This is a genomic window from Pseudomethylobacillus aquaticus (assembly GCF_003730115.1).
GTDB lineage: Bacteria > Pseudomonadota > Gammaproteobacteria > Burkholderiales > Methylophilaceae > Pseudomethylobacillus > Pseudomethylobacillus aquaticus.
Window position 1 is genome coordinate 353,323 of record NZ_RJVP01000002.1, and the last position, 22,723, is coordinate 376,045.

Annotated in this window: 22 protein-coding genes and 5 tRNA genes; 26 read left to right on the forward strand and 1 reads right to left on the reverse strand. The window is 56.4% G+C overall.

Annotated elements, in window-relative coordinates; all coding sequences use genetic code 11:
- The first annotated feature begins 41 nt into the window (after positions 1-41).
- The 4 genes from ED236_RS05355 to tatC are packed head-to-tail and all read left to right on the forward strand — an operon-like array spanning position 42 to position 1,770.
- Positions 42-380, forward strand: a complete 339-nt coding sequence (locus ED236_RS05355; RefSeq protein WP_123236911.1) for an HIT domain-containing protein — start codon at positions 42-44, stop codon at positions 378-380.
- 17 nt (positions 381-397) lie between these two features.
- Positions 398-613 carry a Sec-independent protein translocase subunit TatA gene (gene tatA, locus ED236_RS05360; protein WP_123236912.1) on the forward strand — a complete coding sequence of 72 codons (216 nt, stop codon included), beginning with the start codon at positions 398-400 and terminating at the stop codon, positions 611-613.
- Between the two features lie 45 nt (positions 614-658).
- Positions 659-1,024, forward strand: coding sequence for a Sec-independent protein translocase protein TatB (tatB, locus tag ED236_RS05365; protein WP_123236913.1), 366 nt, complete (start codon positions 659-661; stop codon positions 1,022-1,024).
- On the forward strand, positions 1,021-1,770 hold the full coding sequence (tatC, locus tag ED236_RS05370) for a twin-arginine translocase subunit TatC (RefSeq protein WP_123236914.1): 750 nt from the start codon (positions 1,021-1,023) through the stop codon (positions 1,768-1,770). The genes tatB and tatC overlap by 4 nt, the downstream gene beginning before the upstream one ends.
- 82 nt (positions 1,771-1,852) lie before the next feature.
- On the opposite strand, the gene ED236_RS05375 is transcribed toward tatC, so the two are convergent.
- Positions 1,853-3,022: a Do family serine endopeptidase gene (locus tag ED236_RS05375; protein WP_123236915.1), complete on the reverse strand. Its 1,170-nt coding sequence runs from the start codon at positions 3,020-3,022 to the stop codon at positions 1,853-1,855.
- Positions 3,023-3,069: 47 nt separating this feature from the next.
- On the opposite strand from ED236_RS05375, the gene ED236_RS05380 reads away from it, so the two are divergent.
- The 22 genes from ED236_RS05380 (at position 3,070) to rpsG (ending at position 22,690) form a co-directional block, all read left to right on the forward strand.
- The gene (locus tag ED236_RS05380; protein WP_193726067.1) at positions 3,070-3,810 is read left to right on the forward strand and encodes a Nif3-like dinuclear metal center hexameric protein; all 741 of its coding nucleotides are present in this window, start codon (positions 3,070-3,072) and stop codon (positions 3,808-3,810) included.
- 190 nt (positions 3,811-4,000) lie between these two features.
- Entirely contained in the window at positions 4,001-4,594 is a 594-nt protein-coding gene (gene petA / locus ED236_RS05385) for a ubiquinol-cytochrome c reductase iron-sulfur subunit (protein ID WP_123236917.1), read from the forward strand.
- A 2-nt stretch (positions 4,595-4,596) separates the two neighbouring features.
- Entirely contained in the window at positions 4,597-5,880 is a 1,284-nt protein-coding gene (locus ED236_RS05390) for a cytochrome b (RefSeq protein WP_123236918.1), read from the forward strand.
- Positions 5,881-5,891: 11 nt separating this feature from the next.
- A complete protein-coding gene (locus tag ED236_RS05395) occupies positions 5,892-6,635 on the forward strand; it encodes a cytochrome c1 (RefSeq protein WP_123236919.1) in 744 nt (247 codons plus the stop codon).
- A gap of 119 nt (positions 6,636-6,754) precedes the next feature.
- Positions 6,755-7,354, forward strand: a complete 600-nt coding sequence (locus tag ED236_RS05400; protein WP_123236920.1) for a glutathione S-transferase N-terminal domain-containing protein — start codon at positions 6,755-6,757, stop codon at positions 7,352-7,354.
- 31 nt (positions 7,355-7,385) lie between these two features.
- Positions 7,386-7,778, forward strand: coding sequence for a ClpXP protease specificity-enhancing factor (locus ED236_RS05405; protein ID WP_123236921.1), 393 nt, complete (start codon positions 7,386-7,388; stop codon positions 7,776-7,778).
- 38 nt (positions 7,779-7,816) lie between these two features.
- A tRNA-Thr gene (locus tag ED236_RS05410) sits at positions 7,817-7,892 on the forward strand.
- 108 nt (positions 7,893-8,000) lie between these two features.
- A tRNA-Tyr gene (locus ED236_RS05415) sits at positions 8,001-8,085 on the forward strand.
- Between the two features lie 41 nt (positions 8,086-8,126).
- Positions 8,127-8,202 (forward strand) — tRNA-Gly (locus tag ED236_RS05420).
- Positions 8,203-8,221: 19 nt separating this feature from the next.
- Positions 8,222-8,296: transfer RNA gene (locus tag ED236_RS05425), tRNA-Thr, on the forward strand.
- An 85-nt stretch (positions 8,297-8,381) separates the two neighbouring features.
- On the forward strand, positions 8,382-9,572 hold the full coding sequence (gene tuf / locus ED236_RS05430) for an elongation factor Tu (RefSeq protein ID WP_123236922.1): 1,191 nt from the start codon (positions 8,382-8,384) through the stop codon (positions 9,570-9,572).
- Positions 9,573-9,632: 60 nt separating this feature from the next.
- A tRNA-Trp gene (locus ED236_RS05435) sits at positions 9,633-9,708 on the forward strand.
- Between the two features lie 16 nt (positions 9,709-9,724).
- On the forward strand, positions 9,725-10,069 hold the full coding sequence (gene secE / locus ED236_RS05440; RefSeq protein ID WP_123236923.1) for a preprotein translocase subunit SecE: 345 nt from the start codon (positions 9,725-9,727) through the stop codon (positions 10,067-10,069).
- A gap of 3 nt (positions 10,070-10,072) precedes the next feature.
- Positions 10,073-10,609, forward strand: coding sequence for a transcription termination/antitermination protein NusG (nusG, locus tag ED236_RS05445; protein WP_123236924.1), 537 nt, complete (start codon positions 10,073-10,075; stop codon positions 10,607-10,609).
- Positions 10,610-10,781: 172 nt separating this feature from the next.
- A complete protein-coding gene (gene rplK, locus ED236_RS05450) occupies positions 10,782-11,213 on the forward strand; it encodes a 50S ribosomal protein L11 (protein ID WP_123236925.1) in 432 nt (143 codons plus the stop codon).
- Between the two features lies 1 nt (position 11,214).
- Entirely contained in the window at positions 11,215-11,904 is a 690-nt protein-coding gene (rplA, locus tag ED236_RS05455) for a 50S ribosomal protein L1 (protein WP_123236926.1), read from the forward strand.
- Between the two features lie 328 nt (positions 11,905-12,232).
- Positions 12,233-12,757, forward strand: a complete 525-nt coding sequence (gene rplJ, locus ED236_RS05460) for a 50S ribosomal protein L10 (RefSeq protein ID WP_123236927.1) — start codon at positions 12,233-12,235, stop codon at positions 12,755-12,757.
- Between the two features lie 44 nt (positions 12,758-12,801).
- Positions 12,802-13,179: a 50S ribosomal protein L7/L12 gene (gene rplL, locus ED236_RS05465; RefSeq protein ID WP_123236928.1), complete on the forward strand. Its 378-nt coding sequence runs from the start codon at positions 12,802-12,804 to the stop codon at positions 13,177-13,179.
- Positions 13,180-13,302: 123 nt separating this feature from the next.
- Entirely contained in the window at positions 13,303-17,475 is a 4,173-nt protein-coding gene (gene rpoB / locus ED236_RS05470) for a DNA-directed RNA polymerase subunit beta (RefSeq protein ID WP_123236929.1), read from the forward strand.
- 11 nt (positions 17,476-17,486) lie between these two features.
- Positions 17,487-21,710, forward strand: coding sequence for a DNA-directed RNA polymerase subunit beta' (gene rpoC / locus ED236_RS05475; protein ID WP_123236930.1), 4,224 nt, complete (start codon positions 17,487-17,489; stop codon positions 21,708-21,710).
- A 97-nt stretch (positions 21,711-21,807) separates the two neighbouring features.
- Entirely contained in the window at positions 21,808-22,188 is a 381-nt protein-coding gene (gene rpsL, locus ED236_RS05480) for a 30S ribosomal protein S12 (protein WP_123236931.1), read from the forward strand.
- Positions 22,189-22,219: 31 nt separating this feature from the next.
- Complete coding sequence (rpsG, locus tag ED236_RS05485; RefSeq protein WP_123236932.1) at positions 22,220-22,690, forward strand: 30S ribosomal protein S7; 471 nt, start codon at positions 22,220-22,222, stop codon at positions 22,688-22,690.
- The last annotated feature ends 33 nt before the right edge of the window (positions 22,691-22,723 follow it).

The window sequence follows — 22,723 nt, forward strand, 5'->3', positions numbered from 1 at the left end:
CGTGGTGCAGCAGCTTGGTGACGAAATCGTAAGGAATGGCCATGAGTGCTGACTGTATTTTTTGCAAGATCATCCGTGGGGAGATCCCCAGTACCATGGTGCATCAGGATGACCAGGTTGTCGTGTTCAAGGATATCCATCCCATCGCGCCAGTGCATCTGTTGATCGTGCCCAGGCTGCACGTCGCCAGTCTGGCGGAATGCGCTGAAACGGAACGAGATTTACTCGGCCATCTATTGCTGTTGGCGCCCAAGCTGGCCGCTGCACAGGGGCTGAAAGGCTTTCGTACCATGATCAACACGGGGCGCGAAGGTGGCCAGGAAGTGTTCCATCTGCATGTGCACGTCTTTGGCGGCGGCGATACGCTGCCCAGAACTTAATTTCAGGAGTATTTGGCATGGGAAGCTTCAGTATCTGGCATTGGCTGATCGTTTTGCTGGTTGTCGTGTTGATTTTTGGCACCAAAAAACTGCGTAATATCGGCAGTGACGTGGGTGGTGCGGTCAAGAGCTTCAAGGACGCGGTGCGTGACGAAAAGTCCACGCCCAAGCTGGATGATGCGTCCACCGGCGAGACGGTAGAGAACGAAGTCAGCCACAAGCAAAAGCAGTGATCTTCCACTTGGCCGACTGCTTGCATATAACAAGCTCTCTCCGTCTTGTTTGATATCGCTTTTTCCGAGTTGATCGTCATCGCGCTGGTCGCGCTGATCGTCATCGGCCCTGAGCGTCTACCCAAGGTGGCGCGTACGCTGGGCTCGGTGCTCGGGCGCATGCAGCGCTATGTCAACACGGTCAAGGCGGATATCGATCGTGAGCTGCAGCTGCAGGATCTGCACAAATTGCAGGATGAGATCCAGCAAAGCGTGCGCGAAGTGAAGTCTGGCGTGCAGGAAGTGCAAACCGACCTGCATCAAGCGGCGCGAGAGGCCGAAAACAGCATACTCGGCACTGCAGCCATCAACGCCCCGCAGAGCCCCGGCTATCCGCCCGCCTTGGACGCACCGCCCGATAGCAAGCCATGAGTGTTACCAATACGTTTATTTCCCATCTGCTTGAATTACGTGACCGCCTGCTACGTACGCTGCTGGTGTTCGTGGCGGTGTTCATCTGCCTGTTCCCGTTTGCCAATGACATCTACACCCTGCTGGCGCAACCCATGCTGGCCAAGCTGCCAGCTGGCGGGCAGATGATCGCGACGGCAGTCACGACGCCGTTCTTCGTGCCGATGAAGGTGGCGATGATGGCGGCGTTCCTGCTCACCCTGCCACATAGCTTGTATCAGATCTGGTCCTTCGTTTCCCCTGGCTTGTATGCACATGAGCGCAAATTGATGGCGCCACTGGTGTTCGCCAGTACCTTGTTGTTCTTACTGGGCATGGCATTCGCCTATTTTTTGGTGCTGCCTGTGGTGTTCGGCTTCATCACCGGCATTGCACCACAGGGCGTGGCAGTGATGACCGATATCGGCAATTATCTGGATTTTATTCTGGGCTTGTTCATGGCCTTTGGGCTGGCGTTTGAAGTCCCGGTGGCCGTGGTCATGATCGTGCTGTTCGGCTGGGTTGAGATCGCCAGCCTGAAAGAGGCACGTGGTTATGTGGTGGTGGGGGCTTTTGTGCTGGGGGCGATCTTCACGCCACCGGATGTGCTGTCACAGATCATGCTGGCCATCCCGCTATGGCTGCTGTACGAGCTGGGTATCATCATCGCCGGCGTACTCAAGCGCCAGCGCGATGCAAGCCCCAGACTGCCAGATGAACAGGGCTGACCCAGACTAAAGCGCAAATCAACTGCCGACTCAGGCGTTAACTGCACCACTCAAGGCGGTGCACCTAGTCAAGGCGATGTCCCTAGCGTTGCACGCGCTGGATCGCCGGTCGCGTACCAATGCTGATGACCACGTCCATCAAGCGCCCGTTGCGCGAGATCTTCACGTTGGCTTTTTGCTCCGGCTGTAATCCGGCGATCAGGTTCAGCATGGTGGAGCTGTCGCTGACCTGGCGCCCTTCGATCTCCAGCAGGATATCGCCAGCACGCAGGCCAGCGCGTTCTGCCGGGCTGTTGCGCAACACGCCGGCGATCAGCGCGCCGTAATGCTGATTCAGTTTGAACGATTCAGCCAGCTCAGCCGAGATGTCTTGGGCTTCGATGCCTATCCAGCCGCGCGTGACGCGCCCTTGGCGTACGATCTGTTCCATCACCTGTTTAGCCAGGCTCACCGGGATAGCGAAGCCTATGCCCATGGAGCCGCCGCTGCGTGAATAGATGGCACTATTGATACCAACCAGATGGCCCTCGGTGTCGATGAGTGCGCCGCCCGAGTTGCCAGGGTTGATGGGCGCATCGGTCTGGATGAAATTTTCGAAGGTGTTGATACCAAGATGGCTGCGGCCCAGCGCGCTGATGATGCCTTGGGTCACGGTCTGGCCAACACCGAACGGGTTGCCTATTGCCAGCACCACGTCGCCGATGGCAGCTTTTTCGTCCACCGCCAGTGTGATGGAAGGCAAGTCGCTTGCTTCTATGCGTAGCACGGCCAGGTCGGTTTCCGGGTCGGTGCCCACGACACGGGCGGGTACGCTGCGGCCATCTGCCAGCGCAACTTCGATCTGGTCAGCCGCTTCGATGACGTGATGGTTGGTGAGTACCAGACCCTGGCTGTCCACGATGACGCCGGAGCCCAAGCTGTTTTCCGGTTTCTGGTTTTCTTCCTGCTGCTCGCCGAAGAAGTGACGGAACAGCGGGTCGTTCATGAGCGGGTGCGGCTTGCTGCTGGCTTTTTTGCTGGTGAAGATGTTGACCACCGAGGGCATGGCTTTGTTGGCGGCATCGCGGTAAGAACTGGCGGCGGTGGTGACATTGGCCTGTTCAGCCTGCTTCAGTTGCAGTGATGGGGGCTGAGCATAGGGTGTGCTCTGGCTGAAGCGATGTACGACTTCCGGATAGAATGTCTGTAATACGAATAAAGCGGCAAGGCTGATGGTGACGGTTTGAGCGAAAACGAGCCAAAGTCTTTTCATGGGTAAGTACGCAACAAGATTGAGGGTGTGAGTTGGGGACAGTCAACATCAAAGAACTACTTGATTATACCGGACAACTTCTGCAGCCAACGCAGTTCCAGGATTATTGTCCCAACGGTTTGCAAGTGGCGGGTAAGCCGATGGTGAGCAAGGTCGTCACTGGCGTCACTGCCAGCATGGCCCTGCTGGAGGCGGCGCAAGCGGCTGGGGCGGATGCCATTCTTGTGCATCATGGCTATTTCTGGCGTGGCGAGGATGCGTGCATACGCGGCATCAAAAAAGCACGTCTAAAATTCCTGCTCGCACATGACATCAACTTGCTGGCTTACCACTTGCCACTGGATGCGCATGCCGAATTCGGCAACAACATGCAGCTGGGGCAACATTTGGGTTTGCAGGGAATCTCGTTGGGCTCGGGTCAGTCTATGCTGGCAACAGGCGATTTGCTGTTGCCGCAGACCTTGGCGGATTTTTGCCTGGAGATAGGACGGCGCTTGGGAAGAGCGCCGCAAGTGATCGGCGATGTGGGCCGCGAGATTCGCCGTGTGGCCTGGTGTACGGGGGCAGCACAGGGGTTTTTTGAACAAGCCATCGCGCTGGGCGTGGATGCCTATATTAGCGGTGAGATTTCCGAGCCTACCGTGCATCTGGCACGTGAATCCGGCGTGGCCTATATTGCGGCCGGGCATCACGCCACCGAGCGTTATGGCGTGCAGGCGCTGGGTGCTGAACTGGCCAGACGATACGAGCTTGAGCATCAGTTCATTGATATTGATAATCCGGTATGAATCAATGTTTAAGTTTTTGAGCTGGCGTTGTAAAATGAAGGGTTAATTAAAAGCGCGTAACTAACAGCGCTGTCAATCGGTAATGCGCAATCCGTGCCTGGCTGCATCTGCAAGGTGTGCTTGTCGCGCGATGCAAGTAGCGCCCATGGCGCGATGACGAATTCGTAAAATGCTTGAGTGAGAGAACGCAATGGCTAATCAGGTGGATACAAACAGGCGACGTTTTTTGATTGCAGCCACAGGTGCTGCAGGTGGCGTGGCGGCAACAGCAGTGGCCTTGCCCTTCGTTGGCAGCATGCTGCCAAGCGAGCGCGCCAAAGCGGCGGGTGCGCCTGTCGAGGTGGATGTCAGCAAGATCGAGCCCGGTGCCATGATCACCGAAGAATGGCGTGGCAAGCCGGTATGGATCGTCAACCGCACTCAAGAGATGCTGGATGCGCTGGCCAAGAACAATGACAATCTGTCCGACCCCATGCTGCAAGTGACCAGTCAGCAGCCGGATTACTGCAACAACCCGGATCGCTCCATCAAGTCCAATATGCTGGTGCTGGTGGGCATCTGTACCCACCTGGGGTGTTCGCCTTCGCCCAAGTTGCAGCCTGGTAACGACATGGGTGCGGATTGGACGGGTGGCTTCTTCTGCCCATGCCATGGCTCCAAGTTCGATCTTGCTGGGCGCGTGTTCAAGGGTTCGCCTGCGCCTGTGAATCTGGTGGTGCCGCCACACAAATATATATCGGATGGCCTGCTGGTCGTCGGCGTTGATGCGCAAGGGGAAGCATAATCATGGGTAAGTACATGACCTCCGTACTGGGTTGGGTCGATCAGCGTTTCCCGTTGACTTCCAACCTGAAGGCGCATCTGACCGAGTATTACGCGCCCAAGAATTTCAACTTCTGGTATTTCTTCGGCTCGCTGGCGTTGCTGGTGCTGGTGCTGCAGATCCTGACCGGCATCTTTCTGACCATGAACTACAAGCCGGATGCTGACCTGGCATTTGCTTCGGTGGAATACATCATGCGCGATGTGTCCTGGGGCTGGCTGATCCGCTACATGCATTCCACGGGTGCATCCATGTTCTTCGTGGTGGTCTACCTGCACATGTTCCGTGGCCTGATCTACGGTTCCTACCGTAATCCGCGCGAGCTGATCTGGCTGTTTGGTGTGGGCATCTTCCTGGTGCTGATGGGTGAGGCCTTCTTCGGCTATCTGCTGCCTTGGGGGCAGATGTCCTACTGGGGGGCTCAGGTGATCATCAATCTGTTTGCTTCCATCCCGTTCATCGGTCCGGATGTGGCGCTTTGGCTGCGCGGTGATTACACCGTGTCGGACGCGACGCTGAACCGTTTCTTCGCTTTCCACGTGATCGCATTGCCTTTGGTGCTGCTGGGCCTGGTGGTTGCCCACATCATCGCCTTGCACGAAGTCGGTTCCAACAATCCGGATGGCGTGGAGATCAAGAAGAACAAGGATCCGGTCACGCATATTCCTTTGGATGGCATCCCGTTCCACCCGTATTACACAGTGAAGGATATCGTCGGTGTGACGGTGTTTCTGATCGTGTTTTCCGCGGTGCTGTTCTTTGCTCCGGAGATGGGGGGCTACTTCCTGGAAGCCAATAATTTCATCCCGGCCGATCCGCTGAAGACGCCCGCCCACATTGCGCCGGTGTGGTATTTCACGCCGTATTATTCGATTCTGCGTGCGGTACCGCCCATCATGAATTCGCAGTTCCCGGGCGTCGCCGCCATGGGCTTATCGGTAGTGATCTTTGCACTGCTGCCCTGGCTGGACCGTAGTCCGGTGAAGTCCATACGCTATCGTGGCAACCTCTACAAATCCTGGCTGGCCGCTTTTGTGGTGAGTTTCATCGTCCTCGGTTATCTGGGCACCAAGCCCTCCAATGTGTGGGGCACCTTTGGTGCGGATGTGGCCATCTTGGGTGGTGCGGATGTGGCAACGGTGGTCGCGCGTATCTTCACCCTTGTCTACTTCCTGTTCTTTGTTCTGATGCCTTGGTATAGCAGCCGCGACAAGACCAAGGCTGTGCCGGAAAGGGTGACCGCATGAAGTTCGCAGAAATGAAACAGATGGGGTTGTTGTGCGGTTTGCTGATGGCCTTGTGGCAGCCTCTGGCTGGGGTGGCGAGTGAGGCTGAGGTGCATCTGGATAGAGCGCCTATCGATACCAGTAATCAGGCATCCCTGCAGCGTGGTGCGCGCGTATTCGTCAACTACTGCCTCAATTGCCATAGCGCTGCCTATATGCGCTACAACCGACTGGTCGACATCGGGCTGACCGAAGCACAGATCAAGGACAACCTGGTGCTGACTGGTGCCAAGGTCGGCGATACCATGAAAGTGGTGATGCCTGCCAAGGATGCCAAAGCCTGGTTCGGTGCGCAGCCGCCGGATCTGACGGTGGAAGCGCGTGCACGCGGTGCGGACTGGCTGTATACCTATCTGCGCGGTTTCTACCGTGACAGCAGCCGGCCTACCGGTTGGAACAACACCGTCTACGACAAGGTGGCCATGCCGCATGTGTTATGGGAGCTGCAGGGTCAGCAGGTGCTGAAGACCGAGCTCAAGCGTGATGCGCATGGTCATGAAACCGAAGTGAAGCAGCTGGTGCTGGATAAGCCGGGCAAGATATCGCCTGCGGAATACGATGCCACCATCGCTGATCTGGTGAATTACATGGTGTTCATGTCCGAGCCGAGCAAGGGCAAGCGCCTGCAGTTGGGCGTGATCGTGCTGCTGTTCCTAGGCCTCATGTTCATTGTCAGCTACTACCTAAAGAAAGAATTCTGGAAAGACGTGCATTAACTCCATGCACCAGGGTCTGTGCACTCAGGGTGCATGCACCCAGGCCTCGTGCTATCGGGGCGTCCGACCACCAAGGCGTTTGAGCGTCGAGATTTGAAAGAAAGCAGGATTACACCATTATGATGACCTTATATTCAGGGACTACAGACCCATACAGCCACCGCTGCCGCTTTGTGTTGTTCGAGAAGGGCATGGACTTCCAGGTGATCGATGTGGATCTGGCCAACAAGCCTGAGGATCTGGCAGTCATCAATCCGCACAATACCGTACCTGTGCTGGTCGAGCGTGATCTGGTACTGGAGCAGGCCAACATCATCAACGAATATATCGATGAGCGTTTTCCACATCCTCAGCTGATGCCGGCTGACCCGGTCATGCGTGCCCGGGCCCGCCTGTTCCTGCACAACTTTGAAGACCAGTTGTTCAGTCACATCAAGTCCATCGAGTCCGGAGATGCCAAGCTGGCTGACGAAGGCCGTGCTGCGATTCGTGACAACCTGACCCAGATCGTGCCCTTGTTCAGCCGCCAGCAATACATCCTGGGTGACGAGTTCTCCATGCTGGATGTGGCCATCACGCCGTTGCTGTGGCGTCTTGGGCACTATGGTATCGAACTGCCAAAGCAGGCAGCGCCACTGTTGAAGTATGCCGAGCGTATCTTCTCGCGCCCTGCATACATCGAAGCGATGACCCCGTCTGAAAAGGCCATGCGTCGTTGATGCAGGCTGTTCAGAATTGAGCGCCGCCGGATTGAGCGAGCCGACCTCCACCAAGCCTTATCTGATTCGCGCCCTGTTCGAGTGGTGCGTGGATAATGGCTACACCCCACATCTGCTGGTGACCGTGAATGGTCAGACGCGGGTGCCGATGGCGTATGTGAAGGATGGCGAGATCGTGCTTAATCTGGGGCCGGCGGCCACCAAGGATCTGCAGATGAGCAACGATGCCATCAGCTTTTCTGCCCGTTTCTCGGGCGTGTCCACCTCGCTGTATGTGCCCATTTCGGCTGTGCGCGGTATCTATGCCCGTGAAAATGGCCATGGCATGTTCTTTGAGCCGGAGCCTGAAGTGGCGGAGGATTCAACGCCTGAAGCAGCGCCGCCGGAATCTCCGAAAAAGCCAACATTGACCATCGTCAAATAATCTATAATGGGCGCCGCTCGAGACGCCCGTTGTCGTAAGCCGGATTAGCTCAGTTGGTAGAGCAGCTGATTTGTAATCAGAAGGTCGTTGGTTCGATTCCGACATCCGGCACCATTTCTGGTGTGCTAGATACTGTTTTGCCTGTTAGTGCTTTTGTGCAGATTGATGCGTGATAGCGTTTGACAGGCAAAACTAAAATCAGCATAATCTCGGGCTCGTTTGGGAGAGGTGGCCGAGTGGTTAAAGGCGACGGACTGTAAATCCGTTCTCTCAGAGTACGCTGGTTCGAATCCAGCCCTCTCCACCAAATATTCGTTGTGAGCCAGTAGGCGTTGGAAATGCGGGCATGCGGGTGTAGCTCAGTTGGTAGAGCACTTGCCTTCCAAGCAAGATGTCGCGAGTTCGAACCTCGTCGCCCGCTCCAGTGGTTTTGAAGATTAAACGCCCATGTGGCTCAGTGGTAGAGCACTCCCTTGGTAAGGGAGAGGTCGCGGGTCCGATTCCCGCCATGGGCACCATTTACTTGGTGTTGATGCGCACAGTGTAGATGCGTAAGTCGCACTACTTCATTAACTTGATAGCAGTCGGTTAAAGGATACGGTTATGGCAAAAGGCAAATTTGAGCGGACGAAGCCGCACGTGAACGTAGGGACGATTGGTCACGTAGACCATGGCAAGACGACCTTGACGGCGGCGATCACGACGATCCTGTCGAAGAAGTTTGGTGGTGAAGCGAAGGCTTACGATCAGATTGACGCGGCACCGGAAGAGAAGGCACGTGGTATCACGATCAACACCGCTCACGTTGAGTACGAAACGGCGACGCGTCACTACGCGCACGTTGACTGTCCAGGCCACGCTGACTATGTGAAGAACATGATCACGGGTGCTGCGCAGATGGACGGTGCGATCCTGGTATGTTCTGCTGCTGACGGCCCGATGCCACAGACCCGTGAGCACATTCTGCTGGCGCGTCAGGTAGGTGTTCCTTACATCGTCGTGTTCCTGAACAAGGCTGACATGGTGGATGACGCCGAGCTGCTGGAACTGGTTGAGATGGAAGTGCGTGAGCTGCTGTCGAAGTATGACTTCCCAGGCGACGACACCCCGATCGTGCACGGTTCTGCGAAGCTGGCGCTGGAAGGCGACCAGTCCGCAATCGGCGAACCCGCGATTTTCAAGTTGGCAGAAGCGCTGGACTCCTACATCCCTACGCCAGAGCGCGCCATTGACGGCACGTTCCTGATGCCTGTGGAAGACGTATTCTCGATCTCTGGCCGCGGCACTGTGGTGACGGGTCGTATCGAGCGTGGCATCGTCAAGGTCGGTGATGAAATCGAGATCGTCGGTATCAAGCCTACGCTGAAGACTACCTGCACCGGTGTTGAGATGTTCCGCAAGCTGTTGGACCAAGGTCAAGCGGGTGATAACGTCGGCGTGCTGCTGCGCGGTACCAAGCGTGAAGAAGTTGAGCGTGGTCAAGTATTGGCCAAGACCGGCTCCATCAAGCCGCACACCAAGTTCGCTGCCGAGATCTATGTGCTGGGTAAGGATGAAGGTGGTCGTCATACGCCATTCTTCAACGGTTACCGTCCACAGTTCTACTTCCGTACCACCGATGTAACGGGTGCGGTTGAGCTGCCAGCGGGCACTGAAATGGTGATGCCTGGAGACAACGTGTCCATTACGGTAGCGCTGATTGCGCCGATCGCGATGGAAGATGGTCTGCGTTTCGCGATCCGCGAAGGTGGCCGTACCGTTGGTGCTGGTGTCGTCGCTAAAATTATTGAATAAGTAGTCACTTAATGCGATGGGCTGCACGGTGTGTGGCCCTTCTGCATTTGCAACGATTACAGGCCAGTAGCTCAATTGGCAGAGTATCGGTCTCCAAAACCGAGGGTTGGGGGTTCGAGACCCTCCTGGCCTGCCACTTTTAAGTAAAAACTATGACCGAAAAAATCAAGCTGGTGCTTGCTCTGCTGCTATTGGCGGCAGGCTTGGCCGGCTTTTATGTGCTGGCAGAACAGGCTCTGGTGTTGCGCATTCTTGCTGTGATGGCGGGTATCGCGGCTGCGCTGGCTGTGTTATGGACGACGGTGTTGGGTCAGCAGGCGTTCGCGTTTTCGCGTGAATCTGTGGCCGAAACGCGCAAGGTGGTCTGGCCTAGCCGCAAAGAGACCACGCAGACCACGCTGATCGTGTTCGTTCTGGTTCTGGTGATGGCGATTTTCTTGTGGATAGTCGATGTCGGTTTCCTCTGGGCCGTGCAGAAGTTGATGGGAAGAGGTTAATTCATGGCAATGCGATGGTACGCCGTACAGGCATTTTCCGGTTATGAGAAGTCCGTTCTACGCGGTTTGGAAGAGCGTATCGCTCGCCACAACATGCAGGACATGTTCGGTCAGATCCTCGTTCCCGTTGAAGAGGTCGTGGAGATGAAGGGCGGCCAGAAGTCCATCACTGAGCGCAAGCTGTATCCGGGCTATGTGCTGGTGCAGATGGAGATGAACGACGAAAGCTGGCATCTGGTCAAGAGCACGCCGCGCGTCACCTCGTTCATTGGCGGTAGCGCGCAGAAGCCTACGCCTATCAAGGATAAAGAAGTCGACATCATTCTGCAGCGCATGGACGACAGCAAGAACAATCCAGCGCAAAAGCTTACCTTCGAAAAGGGTGAGTCCGTGCGTGTCATCGACGGCCCGTTCAAGGATTTCTCCGGCAATGTGGAAGACGTAAATTACGAAAAGAGCAAGCTGCGCGTGAATGTGACCATTTTTGGTCGTGCTACTCCGGTGGAGCTGGATTTCACCCAAGTCGAGCGCGAAGTTTAAGCGGCAAAGGTTTTATCAAATATGTTGACCAAAGCATCGCAGATGCGCATTTGGGTCACGAAGCAAGCAAGTAGTAAAGCAGTTGTGTCATTGGCAGTACCAAGTAGCGCCTAGGCGCTGAATTCAACCATATGGGGAGCTCGTCCGAGCGTTTGTACCCAAGGAGTCAAGCATGGCAAAGAAAGTCATCGGCTACATCAAACTGCAGATCCCTGCAGGTAAAGCCAACCCAAGCCCACCTGTTGGTCCAGCACTGGGTCAGCGTGGTCTGAACATCATGGAGTTCTGTAAGGCGTTCAACGCCGCGACCCAGGGCGTAGAGCCAGGTCTGCCGATCCCGGTCGTGATCACCGCTTTCGCTGACAAGAGCTTCACCTTCATCATGAAGACGCCACCGGCGACCATCCTGATCAAGAAGGCTGCCAAGATCGACAAGGGTTCCCCACGTCCTCATACCGACAAGGTAGGCAAGATCAGCCGCGCACAAGCGGAAGAGATCGCCAAGACCAAGATGCCGGACCTGACCGCTTCCGATATGGATGCTGCGGTTCGTACGATCGCTGGCAGTGCACGCAGCATGGGTATTGAAGTGGAGGGTGTATAACATGGCAATTTCCAAACGAGCTGAAGCGCTGCGCGCCAAAGTGGACCGTACCAAGCTGTACCCTGTTGCTGAAGCGCTGGCGCTGATCAAAGAGACGGCTACTGCCAAGTTCGACGAATCCGTCGATGCAGTGATCAACCTGGGTATCGATGCGCGTAAATCCGACCAGCTGGTGCGTGGTGCGCTGGTGTTGCCTAACGGTACCGGCAAGACCAAGCGTGTAGCCGTGTTCGCACAGGGTGCGCAGGCTGAAGCTGCCAAGGCGGCAGGTGCTGACATCGTCGGTTTTGATGACCTGGCTGAACAAGTAAAGGGTGGCATGCTGGATTTCGATATCGCGATCGCGACGCCGGATGCCATGCGTATCGTTGGTCAATTGGGCCAGGTTCTGGGTCCACGTGGCCTGATGCCTAACCCCAAGGTTGGCACCGTGACCCCGAACGTCGCTGAAGCTGTCAAGAACGCCAAGGCTGGTCAAGTGCAATACCGTACCGACAAGGGCGGCATCATCCATTGCACCATCGGTCGTGCCTCTTTCCCGGTTGAAGCACTGCAGGGCAACCTAGTCGCTCTGGTCGATGCACTGAACAAGGCCAAGCCAGCTTCCAGCAAGGGTATCTACCTGAAGAAATTAAGCGTATCCAGCACCATGGGTGTGGGCGTGCGCGTCGATCAGTCCAATCTGGCCTGATCGGCTTTGAACAAGCCAGCCATTTCGGCTGGTAGCAAGAACTTTGGGCCCCCAGTTTCAGTGCATCGAAGCTGGTGGGGTTATCAAAGACCGTAGGGGTGCTGGCGGAACGGCAACGTTCTGAATAAGCGCTTAATGGAAGTGGTGACGTGGTTGGGTGTCGGAACAGATCGTGTTCTTGACCTCTGGCGACAACACCCTGAACCCTGCGCAGATGGTGTTCCCGAAACAGGTTAAATGCTGAATAAGTATTCCTGATGACAGGTCGCCGTGTAGGGTTTGTGCTGGCGGGAGCTGGTGCAAGCTTAATTAACGGAAGGAGAAGACCTTGAGTCTTAATCTTGAAGAGAAAAAGGCAGTTGTTGCTGAAGTCAGCGCGCAAGTCGCTCAGGCACAGGCAATCATCGTCGCCGAGTATCGCGGATTGGAAGTTGGTGCGATGACCAAGTTGCGCGCCGAAGCCAGAAAATCCGGAGTTTACCTGCGCGTGTTGAAGAACACCCTGGTACGCCGTGCTGTTGACGGTACTCCGTTTGCTGGCCTCGCTGATCAAATGGTCGGTCCACTGGTGTTCGGTATTTCTACCGACCCGGTATCTGCAGCAAAGGTCCTCAGTGACTTTGCCAAGACCAATGACAAGTTCGTGATCAAGGCTGGCGCGATGCCTAACCAGGTGATGGATGTGAACGGCGTGAAAGCGCTGGCCTCCATGCCTAGCCGTGAAGAGTTGCTGTCTATGTTGCTCGGCACCATGCAAGCTCCGATCGCCAAGTTCGTACGTACCCTCAACGAGGTACCTACCAGCTTTGTGCGTGGTCTGGCTGCGGTGCGTGATCAAAAGCAAGCTGCTTAAGCTGTTAACAGCATCAATCAATATTAATTTAGGAGTAGTTACAAATGGCAATTTCCAAAGCAGAAATTCTTGACGCAATCGCTTCCATGTCGGTTCTGGACCTGTCCGAACTGATCAAGGAAATGGAAGAAAAGTTTGGCGTATCCGCAGCAGCTGCCGCTGTTGCTGTTGCTGCCGCTCCAGCTGCTGCTGCAGCTGCAGTTGAAGAAAAGACCGAGTTCGACGTGATCCTGACCGGCGCTGGTGAGAACAAGGTTGGTGTAATTAAGGCTGTTCGTGAGCTGACCGCTCTGGGCCTGAAGGAAGCCAAGGACCTGGTTGACGGCGCACCTAAGGCTGTTAAGGAAGGCGTATCCAAGGCGGATGCTGACGCTGCACTGAAGAAGCTGATCGAAGCTGGCGCTACCGGCGAAATCAAGTAATCGCTGTTAGACCGTAGTAGAGGCTGGCGGGAGACCGCCAGCCTTGTGCATTTTTGAAATGGTAGAACATAGCGCATTGTTTCAGTGTGCTATTTCCTGCCCTTTACCCCTCCAGGAGATGCTATGAGCTATTCCTTTACCGAGAAGAAACGCATTCGTAAAAGCTTTGCCAAACGCGAGAGCGTGCAGGAGGTTCCATACCTGCTGGCAATGCAGCTGGAATCGTACAAAGCTTTTCTGCAGACCGATGTTCCCGCCGACAAGCGGCTGAGTGAAGGTCTGCAAGCGACGTTCAGCTCGGTATTCCCTATCGTCAGCCATTCCGGCAATGCGCGTCTCGACTATGTCAGCTATACGCTGGGCGCAGAGCCGTTCGATGTCAAAGAATGTCAGCAACGTGGTTTGACCTATGCCGCGCCATTGCGCGTCAAAGTGCGTCTGACCATCATGGACAAGGAAGCCTCCAAGCCTACCGTCAAGGAAGTCAAGGAGCAGGAAGTGTACATGGGCGAACTGCCGCTCATGACCGAAAATGGTTCCTTTGTGATCAACGGTACCGAGCGCGTCATCGTGTCGCAGTTGCACCGTAGCCCTGGCGTGTTCTTTGAGCATGACCGTGGCAAAACCCATAGTTCCGGCAAGTTGCTGTTCTCTGCCCGCGTGATCCCTTACCGCGGCTCCTGGCTGGACTTCGAATTCGATCCCAAGGATTACCTGTATTTCCGCGTCGACCGTAGACGCAAGATGCCAGTCACCATTCTGCTGAAAGCGCTGGGTTACAACCCGGAGCAAATCCTGGACACCTTCTACGATCTGGACACTTTCCACCTGACCAAGGACAGCGTGCTGTTCGAACTGGTGCCTGAACGCCTGCGTGGCGAAGTCGCCAAGTTCGACATCCTGGCCAAGGACGGCAGCGTGCTGGTCGCCAAGGACAAGCGCATTACTGTGAAGCATATCCGCGACATGGAAAAGGCTGGCATCAGCAGGATCCCGGTGCCGGAAGAATTCCTGCTGGGTCGTGCGCTGAGCAAGAACATCGTCGATACCGACAGCGGTGAAGTCGTGGCCAGCGCCAACGACGAAATCACCGAGACGCTGCTGGAAAAGCTGCGTGCTGCCAGCATCGCCCAGATCAACACCCTGTACTCCAACGATCTGGATCATGGCGATTACATCTCGCAAACCCTGCGCATCGACGAGATCCCTGACCAGTACAGTGCACGTGTTGCCATCTACCGCATGATGCGTCCTGGCGAACCGCCAACCGAAGATGCCGTGGAAGCGTTGTTTGATGGCCTGTTCTTCAATGCAGACCGTTACGACCTGTCGGTGGTCGGCCGCATGAAGTTCAACCGCCGTGTCTATCCCGACAAGAACGAAGAGCGTTCGCCAGCCTGGCAGCGCCGCTTCCTGGAACGCGTCGGTCCACAAGGCGCCGAAGGTGCTGGCGTGCTGTGCAATGACGACATCCTGGCCGTAGTGGCCGTGTTGCTGGAGCTGCGCAATGGCCGTGGCGAGATCGATGACATCGATCACCTGGGTAACCGTCGTATCCGTTCCGTAGGCGAGCTGGCAGAGAATCAGTTCCGTGCCGGTCTGGTACGTGTCGAACGTGCCGTGAAGGAGCGTTTGTCGCAAGCGGAATCCGAGAACCTGATGCCGCACGACCTGATCAACGCCAAGCCAGTATCGAGCGCGATCCGTGAATTCTTCGGTTCCTCACAACTGTCGCAGTTCATGGACCAAACCAATCCGCTGTCCGAGATCACCCACAAGCGCCGTGTATCGGCACTTGGCCCTGGCGGTCTGACGCGCGAGCGCGCTGGTTTTGAGGTGCGTGACGTACACACCACCCACTATGGTCGTGTCTGCCCGATCGAAACGCCGGAAGGCCCGAACATCGGTCTGATCAACTCTCTGGCGCTGTATGCGCGTACCAACCAGTACGGCTTCCTGGAAACCCCGTACCGCAAGGTCGAGGCTAACAAGGTCAGCGACACCATCGATTACCTGTCGGCCATCGAGGAAAGCAAGTACATGATCGCGCAGGCCAACTCCGAGTTGGATGCGAACGGTCATTTCAAGGAAGACCTGATCTCCGCGCGTCACCACAACGAATTCACCATGTCGCAGCCGGATCGTGTGCAGTACATGGACGTGGCGCCAGGCCAGATCGTGTCCGTTGCAGCCTCGCTGATCCCGTTCCTGGAACACGATGACGCGAACCGCGCATTGATGGGCGCCAACATGCAGCGTCAAGCGGTGCCATGTCTGCGTGCCGAAAAGGCCGTGGTAGGTACCGGTATCGAGCGTACCGTTGCGGTTGACTCCGGTACGGTCGTGATCGCCCGCCGTGGCGGTACCGTAGACTACGTCGACTCCGGTCGTATCGTGGTGCGTGTGAACGATGAGGAAGCCGGTGCCGGTGAAGTCGGTGTGGATATCTACAACCTGACCAAGTACACCCGCTCCAACCAGAACACCAACATCAACCAGCGTCCGCTGGTCAATATTGGTGACCAGTTGTCGCGTGGCGATGTGATCGCCGATGGCGCTTCGACCGATATGGGCGAGCTGGCTCTGGGTCAGAACATGCTGGTAGCGTTCATGCCATGGAACGGCTACAACTTCGAAGACTCGATCCTGATCTCCGAGCGCGTCGTCGCTGATGACCGTTACACTTCGATCCACATCGAAGAACTGTCGGTGGTAGCACGTGACACCAAGCTGGGTCCTGAAGAAATCACCCGCGACATTTCCAATCTGTCCGAGCGTATGCTGGGCCGTCTGGATGATTCCGGCATCATCTACATCGGTGCTGAAGTCGAAGCCGGCGATGTGCTGGTCGGCAAAGTGACGCCCAAGGGCGAAACCCAGCTCACGCCTGAAGAAAAGCTGCTGCGTGCGATCTTCGGTGAAAAGGCGTCCGATGTGAAGGACACCTCGCTGCGCGTACCTTCCGGTATGTCCGGCACCATCATCGACGTGCAAGTGTTCACGCGTGAAGGCATAGACCGTGATGCACGTGCCCAGCAGATCATCGACGATCAGCTGGATCACTACAAGAAAGACCTGGCCGACCAGATGCGTATCGTGGAAGACGACGCGTTTGGCCGTATCCGCCGCCTGCTGGAAGGCAAGACGGCGACCGGTGGTCCCAAGAAGCTCAAGAAGGGTGAAGTGCTCAGCGCTGAATATCTGGACGATATCGGCCGCTATGACTGGTTCGACATCCGCCTGTCGGATGAAGATGCCGCTCGCCAGCTGGAGCAGCTGAAGGACAGCCTGGAGCAGGCACGCAAGGAATTCGACAACAAGTTCGAAGAGAAGAAGCGTAAGCTGACCCAAGGCGATGAACTGTCGCCTGGCGTGCAGAAGATGGTCAAGGTCTACCTGGCCGTCAAGCGTCGCATCCAGCCTGGTGACAAGATGGCTGGTCGTCACGGTAACAAGGGTGTGGTCTCCAAGATCGTGCCTGTGGAAGACATGCCACACATGGCCGACGGTACCCCGATGGACATCGTGCTGAACCCGCTGGGTGTACCTTCGCGTATGAACATCGGTCAGATCCTCGAAGTCCACCTGGGTTGGGCTGCCAAGGGCCTGGGCATGCGCATCGGTTCCATGCTGCAGGCAGAAGCCAAGGCCGCCGAGATGCGTGACTTCCTCGACAAGATCTATAACAGCAGCAGCGGCAAGAAGGAAGACATCCAGTCGCTGACCGACGTTGAAGTGTTCGATCTGGCCAAGAACCTGCAAAAGGGCGTGCCGTTCGCGACCCCGGTGTTCGACGGTGCGACCGAGCTGGATATCCGTGCCATGCTGGATCTGGCGTTCCCGGATGATGACGCACGCACCAAGCAGTTGCAATTCGCTGCCGGCAAGACGCAAGTGCGTCTGATCGATGGCCGTACCGGTGAATATTTCGAGCGTCCAGTGACCGTGGGTTACATGCACGTGCTGAAGCTGCATCACCTGGTCGATGACAAGATGCACGCCCGTTCCACCGGTCCTTACTCGCTGGTGACGCAACAGCCGCTGGGTGGTAAAGCCCAGTTCGGTGGTCAGCGCTTCGGTGAGATGGAAGTATGGGCACTGGAGGCATACGGCGCGTCATACACGCTGCAGGAAATGCTCACGGTCAAGTCGGATGATGTGTCTGGCCGTACCAAAGTGTACGAGAACATCGTCAAGGGCGAGCACAAGATCGATGCCGGCATGCCGGAATCGTTCAACGTGCTGGTGAAGGAAATCCGTTCGCTCGCTATCGACATTGACCTGGATCGTAATTAAGGAGAACCCGCGTGAAAGCTCTATTAGACTTATTTAAGCAGGTAACTCAGGAAGAAGAGTTTGACGCGATCAAGATCGCGCTGGCTTCTCCAGAGAAGATCCGTTCCTGGTCCTATGGCGAAGTGAAGAAGCCAGAGACCATTAACTACCGTACCTTCAAGCCTGAGCGTGATGGCCTGTTCTGCGCCAAGATCTTTGGCCCGATCAAGGATTACGAATGCCTGTGCGGCAAGTACAAGCGCCTCAAGCACCGTGGTGTGATCTGCGAGAAGTGCGGCGTTGAAGTCACGCTGTCCAAGGTGCGTCGCGAGCGTATGGCGCACATCGAGCTGGCATCGCCAGTCGCGCACATCTGGTTCCTGAAGTCCCTGCCTAGCCGTCTGGGCATGGTGCTGGATATCGCATTGCGTGATATTGAACGTGTGCTGTATTTCGAAGCATTCATCGTGATCGATCCAGGCATGACCCCGCTGACGCGTGGTCAGCTGCTCACCGAAGACGACTATCTGGCCAAGCTGGAAGAGTACGGCGATGAGTTCAATGCGGTCATGGGTGCGGAAGCGGTACGTGAACTGCTGCGTACCATGGACGTGCATACCGAGATCGAGAAGCTGCGCCGTGACCTGGGTGAAACCGGTTCCGAAGCCAAGATCAAGAAGATCGCCAAGCGCCTGAAGGTGCTGGAAGCGTTCCAGAAGTCCGGCATCAAGCCGGAATGGATGATTCTGGAAGTGCTGCCTGTGCTGCCACCAGAACTGCGCCCATTGGTCCCGCTGGATGGCGGCCGTTTTGCCACGTCCGACCTGAACGATCTGTACCGCCGCGTGATCAACCGTAACAACCGTCTCAAGCGATTGTTGGAGCTGAAAGCGCCTGAGATCATCGTGCGCAACGAAAAGCGCATGCTGCAGGAAGCCGTGGATTCGCTGCTGGATAACGGCCGTCGCGGTAAGGTCATGACTGGCGCCAACAAGCGTCCACTGAAATCCCTGGCTGACATGATCAAGGGCAAGGGCGGTCGTTTCCGTCAGAACCTGCTGGGCAAGCGCGTAGACTACTCCGGTCGTTCCGTGATCGTGGTCGGCCCGCAGCTCAAACTGCATCAGTGCGGCCTGCCCAAGAAGATGGCGCTGGAACTGTTCAAGCCCTTCATTTTCCACAAGCTGGAAGTGCTGGGCCTGGCGACCACCATCAAGGCAGCCAAGAAGAAGGTTGAAGAGGAAGGACCAGAAGTCTGGGATATCCTCGAAGACGTGATCCGCGAGCATCCGGTGTTGCTGAACCGCGCACCTACGCTGCACCGTCTTGGCATCCAGGCGTTCGAGCCGGTGCTGATCGAAGGTAAGGCGATCCAGCTGCATCCGCTGGTCTGTGCGGCATTCAACGCCGACTTTGACGGTGACCAGATGGCAGTCCACGTGCCGCTGTCGCTGGAAGCGCAGATGGAAGCCCGTACGCTGATGCTGGCCTCCAACAACGTGCTGTCCCCAGCCAACGGCGAACCTATCATCGTGCCGTCGCAGGATATCGTATTGGGTCTGTACTATATGACCCGCGAAAAGATCAATGCACGTGGTCAAGGCATGCGCTTTGCCAACGTCAATGAAGTACAGCGCGTCTATGACGGCGGCCACATCGACCTGCATGCGCGCATCACCGTGCGTATTAAGGAATATGAGCTGGATCTCGACGGCACCAAGCACGAGAAGATCAACCGTTACGAAACCACGGTCGGTCGTGCCCTGCTGTCCGAAATCCTGCCAGCTGGTCTGCCGTTCAGCGTGATCGACAAGGCACTCAAGAAGAAAGAGATCTCGCGCCTGATCAATGCCAGCTTCCGTAAGGTCGGCATCCGCGAAACCGTGATCTTTGCCGATAAGTTGATGTACACCGGTTACAGCTACGCAACGCGTGCTGGTATTTCGATCAGCATCAATGACATGCTGGTCCCTCCAGAGAAGGAGCAGCTGGTTGCTGCTGCTGAAGCGGAAGTCAAGGAAATCGAAGACCAGTATGTATCCGGTCTGGTGACGCAGGGCGAGCGCTATAACAAGGTGGTGGATATCTGGGGTCGTGCCGGTGACAAGGTTGCCGACGCCATGATGAAGCAACTGCGCGAAGAAGACGTGCTGGACGTGGATGGCAAGCAGATCATGACCAAGGAAGGCAAGGTCATGCGTCAGGAGTCGTTCAACGCCATTTACATGATGGCCGACTCCGGTGCGCGGGGTTCTGCTGCTCAGGTACGTCAGCTGGCCGGTATGCGTGGCCTGATGGCCAAGCCGGATGGCTCCATCATTGAAACGCCTATCATTGCGAACTTCCGCGATGGTCTGAACGTGTTGCAGTACTTTATTTCTACTCACGGTGCGCGTAAGGGTCTGGCCGATACGGCGCTGAAGACCGCGAACTCCGGTTACCTGACACGTCGCCTGGTCGATGTGACTCAGGATCTGGTGGTTACCGAGCACGATTGCGGCACCGTCGAAGGCCTGGTCACCAAGGCGCTGGTCAAGGGCGGTGAAGTGGTCGAGCCGCTGCATGATCGTATTCTGGGCCGTACCACGGCACTGGATGTGCTGCATCCGGAAACCCAGGCGGTGGTCTACCCGGCCGGTACGCTGCTGACCGAAGATGAAGTCGAACATATCGATGCCCTGGGTATCGACGAAGTCAAAGTGCGTACTGCACTGACTTGCGATACCCGTTACGGCATCTGCGCCAAGTGTTACGGTCGTGACCTGGGTCGTGGCAAGTTGATCAACATGGGTGAAGCCGTCGGCGTGATCGCGGCACAATCCATCGGTGAGCCTGGTACCCAGCTGACCATGCGTACCTTCCACATCGGCGGCGCGGTATCGCGTACCGCTTCGGTGAGCCAGGTCGAGAGCAAGTCCAATGGTGTGCTGCGTTTCAACGCCACCATGCGTTATGTCACCAATGCGCGTGGCGACCAGGTGGTGATTTCGCGTAATGGCGAAGCCATCATCCAGGATGAGAACGGCCGCGAGCGCGAGCGTCACAAGGTGCCTTACGGTGCCACGCTGGTGGTGGGCGACGGTAAGCAAGTCAAGGCTGGCCAGGCACTGGCCACCTGGGATCCGCATACGCGTCCTATCATCACCGAGTACGCTGGTCGTGTGAAATTCGAGAACGTCGAAGAAGGCGTGACCGTGGCCAAGCAGATCGACGATGTGACCGGTCTGTCCTCGCTGGTGGTCATTGATCCCAAGCAGCGTGCAGGTCAGTCCAAGGGCTTGCGTCCACAGGTCAAGCTGCTGGATGCCAATGGTGTCGAGGTCAAGATCGCCGGTGGTGATCAGTCCGTTAACATCACCTTCCAGTTGGGCTGCATCATCACCGTCAAGGACGGTCAGGATGTAGGCGTGGGTGAAGTGCTGGCACGTATCCCACAAGAGTCGTCCAAGACCCGTGACATTACCGGGGGTCTGCCACGCGTGGCCGAGCTGTTCGAAGCACGTTCGCCGAAAGATGCCGGCCTGTTGGCTGAAGTTACCGGTACCGCTTCGTTCGGTAAGGACACCAAGGGCAAGCAGCGTCTGGTCATTACGGACCTGGACGGCATGGTCAGCGAGTTCCTGATCCCCAAGGACAAGCACGTGACCGTGCATGACGGCCAGGTGGTCACCAAGGGTGAGCCTATCGTTGACGGTCCGGCGGATCCACAAGACATTCTGCGTTTGCAAGGCCGTGAAGCGCTGGCACGTTACATCATCGACGAAGTGCAGGACGTTTACCGTCTGCAAGGCGTGAAGATCAATGACAAGCACATTGAAGTGATCGTGCGTCAGATGCTGCGTCGTGTGCGTATCAGTGATGCCGGTGACACCAACTTCATCATGGGTGAGCAGGTCGAGCGTGCAGATGTGCTGACCGAAAACGAACGTGTGATTGCAGAGGACAAACGTCCAGCAACATTTGAGTATGTGCTGCTGGGCATTACCAAGGCATCGCTGTCGACCGATTCGTTCATCTCCGCGGCGTCCTTCCAGGAAACCACGCGTGTTCTGACCGAAGCGGCCATCCTGGGCAAGCGTGATGAATTGCGTGGTCTGAAGGAAAACGTCATTGTGGGTCGTCTGATTCCAGCCGGTACCGGTCTGGCTTATCACGAGGCCCGCAGACGACAGGCAGCAGGCGTGGATGCAGTAGTAGCAAGCAGCGAGCCGCTGATTGAGCCGACAGTGGAAGTCACCACTGATGACGCGGCTTGACAACATCTTGAACCATAAATAGAATGCTACGCTTTTCGGGATGGCGAGGCTCGCCGTCCCGTTATTTTTAGCGAGCTAACACAAAAGGCTATAAGCAATGCCAACCATCAATCAACTCGTGCGCAAGCCGCGCGTAAAAGTCGTCAGCAAAAGCAAGGTGCCTGCACTGGAAAGCTGCCCGCAAAAGCGTGGCGTTTGCACCCGTGTTTACACCACTACGCCAAAGAAGCCGAACTCCGCATTGCGTAAGGTTGCCAAGGTGCGCCTGACCAATGGTTACGAAGTCATCAGCTACATCGGCGGTGAAGGTCATAACCTGCAGGAGCACTCGGTTGTGTTGCTGCGCGGCGGTCGTGTCAAGGACTTGCCAGGTGTGCGTTACCACATGGTGCGTGGCAGCTTGGATACCGCCGGCGTGAAGGATCGTAAGCAATCCCGCTCCAAGTACGGCGCCAAGCGTCCTAAAGCGGCCAAGTAAACAGCCGCATCAGTTTAAGGAATAAACAACCATGCCTAGACGTAGAGAAGTCCCCAAACGCCACATCCTGCCTGATCCAAAATTCGGTAGCCAGGAAGTTTCCAAGTTCGTTAACGTGCTGATGACCGGTGGCAAGAAGTCTGTCGCTGAGAGCATCCTGTACGGCGCTTTCGAACAAGTGTCCAACAAGAGTGGCAAAGATCCGCTGGAAGTGTTCACTGTTGCCATCAACAACCTGCGTCCAGTCGTGGAAGTGAAGAGCCGCCGTGTGGGTGGTGCTAACTATCAGGTACCAGTTGAAGTGCGTCCAAGCCGCCGTAGCGCGCTGGCCATGCGTTGGCTGCGTGACGCTGCGCGCAAGCGTGGTGAAAAGTCCATGGGTCTGCGTCTGGCTGCTGAGCTGGTTGAAGCTTCCGAGGGTCGCGGTTCTGCCATGAAGAAGCGTGAAGAAGTGCACCGTATGGCAGAAGCCAACAAGGCGTTCTCGCATTTCCGCTTCTAAACACTCCGTAAGATTCACTAAAAGGTAATTGCT

Coding starts and splice junctions, on each gene's coding strand:
- rplK (WP_123236925.1), top strand. CDS start 10,782: ATGGCAAAGAAAGTCATCGGCTACATCAAACTGCAGATCCCTGCAGGT.
- tatA (WP_123236912.1), top strand. CDS start 398: ATGGGAAGCTTCAGTATCTGGCATTGGCTGATCGTTTTGCTGGTTGTC.
- tatC (WP_123236914.1), top strand. CDS start 1,021: ATGAGTGTTACCAATACGTTTATTTCCCATCTGCTTGAATTACGTGAC.
- ED236_RS05395 (WP_123236919.1), top strand. CDS start 5,892: ATGAAACAGATGGGGTTGTTGTGCGGTTTGCTGATGGCCTTGTGGCAG.
- ED236_RS05355 (WP_123236911.1), top strand. CDS start 42: ATGAGTGCTGACTGTATTTTTTGCAAGATCATCCGTGGGGAGATCCCC.
- rplA (WP_123236926.1), top strand. CDS start 11,215: ATGGCAATTTCCAAACGAGCTGAAGCGCTGCGCGCCAAAGTGGACCGT.
- rplL (WP_123236928.1), top strand. CDS start 12,802: ATGGCAATTTCCAAAGCAGAAATTCTTGACGCAATCGCTTCCATGTCG.
- secE (WP_123236923.1), top strand. CDS start 9,725: ATGACCGAAAAAATCAAGCTGGTGCTTGCTCTGCTGCTATTGGCGGCA.
- nusG (WP_123236924.1), top strand. CDS start 10,073: ATGGCAATGCGATGGTACGCCGTACAGGCATTTTCCGGTTATGAGAAG.
- ED236_RS05390 (WP_123236918.1), top strand. CDS start 4,597: ATGGGTAAGTACATGACCTCCGTACTGGGTTGGGTCGATCAGCGTTTC.
- rpsG (WP_123236932.1), top strand. CDS start 22,220: ATGCCTAGACGTAGAGAAGTCCCCAAACGCCACATCCTGCCTGATCCA.
- ED236_RS05375 (WP_123236915.1), bottom strand. CDS start 3,022: ATGAAAAGACTTTGGCTCGTTTTCGCTCAAACCGTCACCATCAGCCTT.
- ED236_RS05400 (WP_123236920.1), top strand. CDS start 6,755: ATGATGACCTTATATTCAGGGACTACAGACCCATACAGCCACCGCTGC.
- tuf (WP_123236922.1), top strand. CDS start 8,382: ATGGCAAAAGGCAAATTTGAGCGGACGAAGCCGCACGTGAACGTAGGG.
- rpoB (WP_123236929.1), top strand. CDS start 13,303: ATGAGCTATTCCTTTACCGAGAAGAAACGCATTCGTAAAAGCTTTGCC.
- rpsL (WP_123236931.1), top strand. CDS start 21,808: ATGCCAACCATCAATCAACTCGTGCGCAAGCCGCGCGTAAAAGTCGTC.
- petA (WP_123236917.1), top strand. CDS start 4,001: ATGGCTAATCAGGTGGATACAAACAGGCGACGTTTTTTGATTGCAGCC.